We start from the raw sequence: 3,322 nt of genomic DNA on the forward strand, positions 1-3,322 counted from the left end.
ACGAGGGGCAGTGCGCGTGGCTACCCCTCACCCGGCCGCGCTTCGCGCGTCCACCCTCTCCCACAAGGGGAGAGGGAAGGTCGAGACTTCAACCAGCCGCTCTGGCCTCGATTGCGGGGTTCAGTATCGGTACTTCGGGCAGAGCCATCAAGGCGGGTTTGGCGAAATGGTAACCCTGGAACAGCGAAATTCCGGATGCGCGCAGCACGGCGCATTCCTGTTCGCATTCCACGCCTTCGGCCAGCACGCGGATGTCGAGTTCGCGGGCGATGCCGACGATGCCGGCGACGATCGCCTGTTTGGCGCGGCTGAGGTGGATGTCGCGCAGCACCTCCATGTCGATCTTGATCAGGTCCGGCTGCAGCTTGGCCAGCAGGCCGAGCCCCGCATAGCCGGCGCCGAAATCGTCGAGCGCGGTGAGGAAGCCGAGCGCGCGATACGCCTCGACGATGCGGTTGAGATGGCCGACGTCGAGCATGCGCTCGTTCTCGGTGAATTCGAACATCAGGTTCCGGTGCGGAAACTGCGCGCGCTTGGCGGCGGCGAGCGACTTCTGGATGCAGGCGTTCGGCTCGTAGACGGCGTTCGGCATGAAGTTGATCGACAGTCGCGCGCTCGGATCGGTGAACAGCTTGCCGGCGGTTTCGATCGCCAGCACGCGCGCCGCCTGGTCGAAGCGGTAACGCATCTCGTCGGTGACCTGCGACAGGATCATGCCGGCAGGCTCGCCGTTCGGCCCGCGCACCAGCGCTTCATAACCCCACACCCGCTGCGCCGACAGGTCGACGATCGGCTGAAAAGCCATCTTCATCTCGAACGGGACCGCGATGCCGTCGTGGCATCCGGCGCAAGCGGAACTCATAAGGCCTCCTGTCTGGTGATCGCGCGCGAGGCGCGAAAGACGGGAGCTTACAATCCGACCCTTAAGCAACGTTTAGCTAATTAGTTCGAACCGGAGCACACAGCGATGAGCTACAGCAACTTCAAGATCGAGACCGACGCCGACGGCATCGCGCTGGTCACCTGGGATCTTCCCGGCAAGTCGATGAACGTGCTCGACACCAAGACGATCGAGGAGCTCGCCGCGATCGCGGAAGCGACCGGCAAGGACGCGGCCGTCAAGGGCGTGGTGATTACGTCGGCCAAGGAGGCGTTCTGCGCCGGCGCCGATCTGTCGATGCTGGAAGCGATGACCAAGCAGTTCGCCCAGCTCAAGCAGGACAAGGGCGAGGAAGCCGCGCAGCAGATGCTGTTCGACGAGAGCCGCAAGCTGTCGCAGATCCTGCGCGGCATCGAGACCGGCGGCAAGCCGTGGGTCGCGGCGATCAACGGCATGGCGCTCGGCGGCGGCTTCGAAGTGACGCTGGCCTGTCACTACCGCGTCGCGGCCGACAATCCGAAGACTCGCCTCGGCCTGCCCGAAATCAAGGTCGGCCTGTTCCCGGGCGGCGGCGGCACGCAGCGGATTCCGCGCATCGTCAATCCGCAGGAGGCGATGACCATCCTGCTCAAGGGCGATCAGCTCAAGCTCGACAAGGCCAAGGCGCTGAAGCTGGTCGATGCCGTGGTGCCGGCAGCGGACCTGATCACGACCGCCAAGGAATGGATCAAGGCCGGCGGCAAGGCGGTGGCGCCGTGGGACGAGAAGGGCTTCAAGCTGCCCGGCGGCCCGGTGTTCTCGAAGCAGGGCATGATGATGTTCCCGGCCGGCAACGCCATCTATCGCCGCGAGACCTACGACAACTACCCGGCGGCCCGCGCCATCATGAGCTGCGTCTATGAGGGCCTGCAGGTGCCGATGGACGTCGCGCTGCGCATCGAGTCGCGCTACTTCGCCCATGTGCTGCAGACCAAGGAAGCGGCAGCGATGATCCGCAGCCTGTTCCTGTCGATGCAGGAACTCAACAAGGGCGCGCGCCGGCCGCAGGGCGTGCCGCCCACCAAGGTCAAGAAGCTCGCCATCATCGGCGCCGGCTTCATGGGCGCCAGCGTCGGCTACGTCTCGGCCAAGGCCGGCATCGAAGTCGTGCTGATCGACCGCGATCAGGAGAGCGCCGACAAGGGCAAGGCGCACTGCCAGTCGGTGATCGACGGGCTGATCAAGAAGGGCCGCGCCAAGCCGGCCGACGCCGAGGCGCTGATGTCGCGCATCACCGCGACCGCGGACTTCAATGCGATCTCGGATGCCGACCTCGTCATCGAAGCGGTGTTCGAGGATCGCAAGGTCAAGGCCGAGACCTACGCCAAGGCGCAGCCGCTCTTGAAGGAAGGCGCGATCTTCGCCTCCAACACCTCGACGCTGCCGATCAACTCGCTGGCCGAGGAGTTCAAGGACCAGTCGAAGTTCATCGGCATCCACTTCTTCTCGCCGGTCGAGAAGATGATGCTGGTCGAAGTGATCCTCGGGAACAACACCAGCGACGCCACGCTGGCGGCCGCGCTCGACTATACCCGCCAGATCGGCAAGACCCCGATCGTGGTGAACGACAGCCGCGGCTTCTTCGCCAACCGCTGCGTGCTGCGCTTCACCGCCGAAGGCCTCGAGATGCTGATGGAAGGCGTCCCGGCGCCGATGATCGAGACCGCCGCCAAGATGGCCGGCATGCCGGTCGGTCCGCTGTCGCTGGCCGACGAAGTCGCGCTCGACCTGATCCTCAAGATCATGAAGGCGACCGAAGCCGACCTTGGCGAGCAGGCGGTCGATCAGCAGCAGAAGAAGCTGATGGTCGAGCTGGTCGAGAAGCAGGGCCGGTTCGGCCGCAAGAACGGCAAGGGCTTCTACGTCTATCCGGAGAAGGGCAAGGGTCAGAAGAGCCTGTGGGACGGCATCGCCGCGCTGCAGCCCAAGCACCTCGATCCCGACACCATCGACGTCGAAGAGCTGAAGCAGCGCTTCCTCGCCGTGCAGGCGGTGGAAGCGGCGCGCACCGTCGAGGACAACGTCATCGTCGATCCGCGCGAGGCCGATGTCGGCTCGATCCTCGGCTTCGGCTTCGCGCCGTTCACCGGCGGCACGCTGAGCTACATCGACTTCATGGGCACCAAGGAGTTCGTGGCGCTGTGCCACAAGCTCGAGGGCAAATACGGCTCGCGCTTCACCCCGCCGAAGCTGCTCGAAGACATGGCCAAGACCGGCGACACCTTCTACCACCGCTTCGCCCCGAAGAAGCAGGCGGCGGCGTAAGGGGGCTCCTGCCTCCTTGGTGAAGAGGGAGTCGCCCCAAGCCGCAGCACGCTCCCTCTCCCGCTTGCGGGAGAGGGGTGGGGTGAGGGCGCCCCAGCCGCTGACTGAGCGACTCGCGGAGCGGAGTGCCCTCACCCG

The 3,322-nt window shown here is 65.4% G+C and carries 2 protein-coding genes; one reads left to right on the forward strand and one right to left on the reverse strand.

Annotated features, from left to right (window positions below; translation table 11 throughout):
- Nucleotides 1-88: 88 nt before the first annotated feature.
- Nucleotides 89-862, reverse strand: coding sequence for an EAL domain-containing protein (locus IP86_RS26505; RefSeq protein WP_054165444.1), 774 nt, complete (start codon nucleotides 860-862; stop codon nucleotides 89-91).
- A gap of 105 nt (nucleotides 863-967) precedes the next feature.
- Between IP86_RS26505 and IP86_RS26510 the strand changes: the two genes are divergently transcribed.
- Nucleotides 968-3,184 (forward strand): 3-hydroxyacyl-CoA dehydrogenase NAD-binding domain-containing protein, encoded by a 2,217-nt coding sequence (locus IP86_RS26510; RefSeq protein WP_054165445.1) that lies wholly within the window; start codon nucleotides 968-970, stop codon nucleotides 3,182-3,184.
- Nucleotides 3,185-3,322 lie beyond the last annotated feature (138 nt).

Source organism: Rhodopseudomonas sp. AAP120 (assembly GCF_001295845.1).
GTDB lineage: Bacteria > Pseudomonadota > Alphaproteobacteria > Rhizobiales > Xanthobacteraceae > Rhodopseudomonas.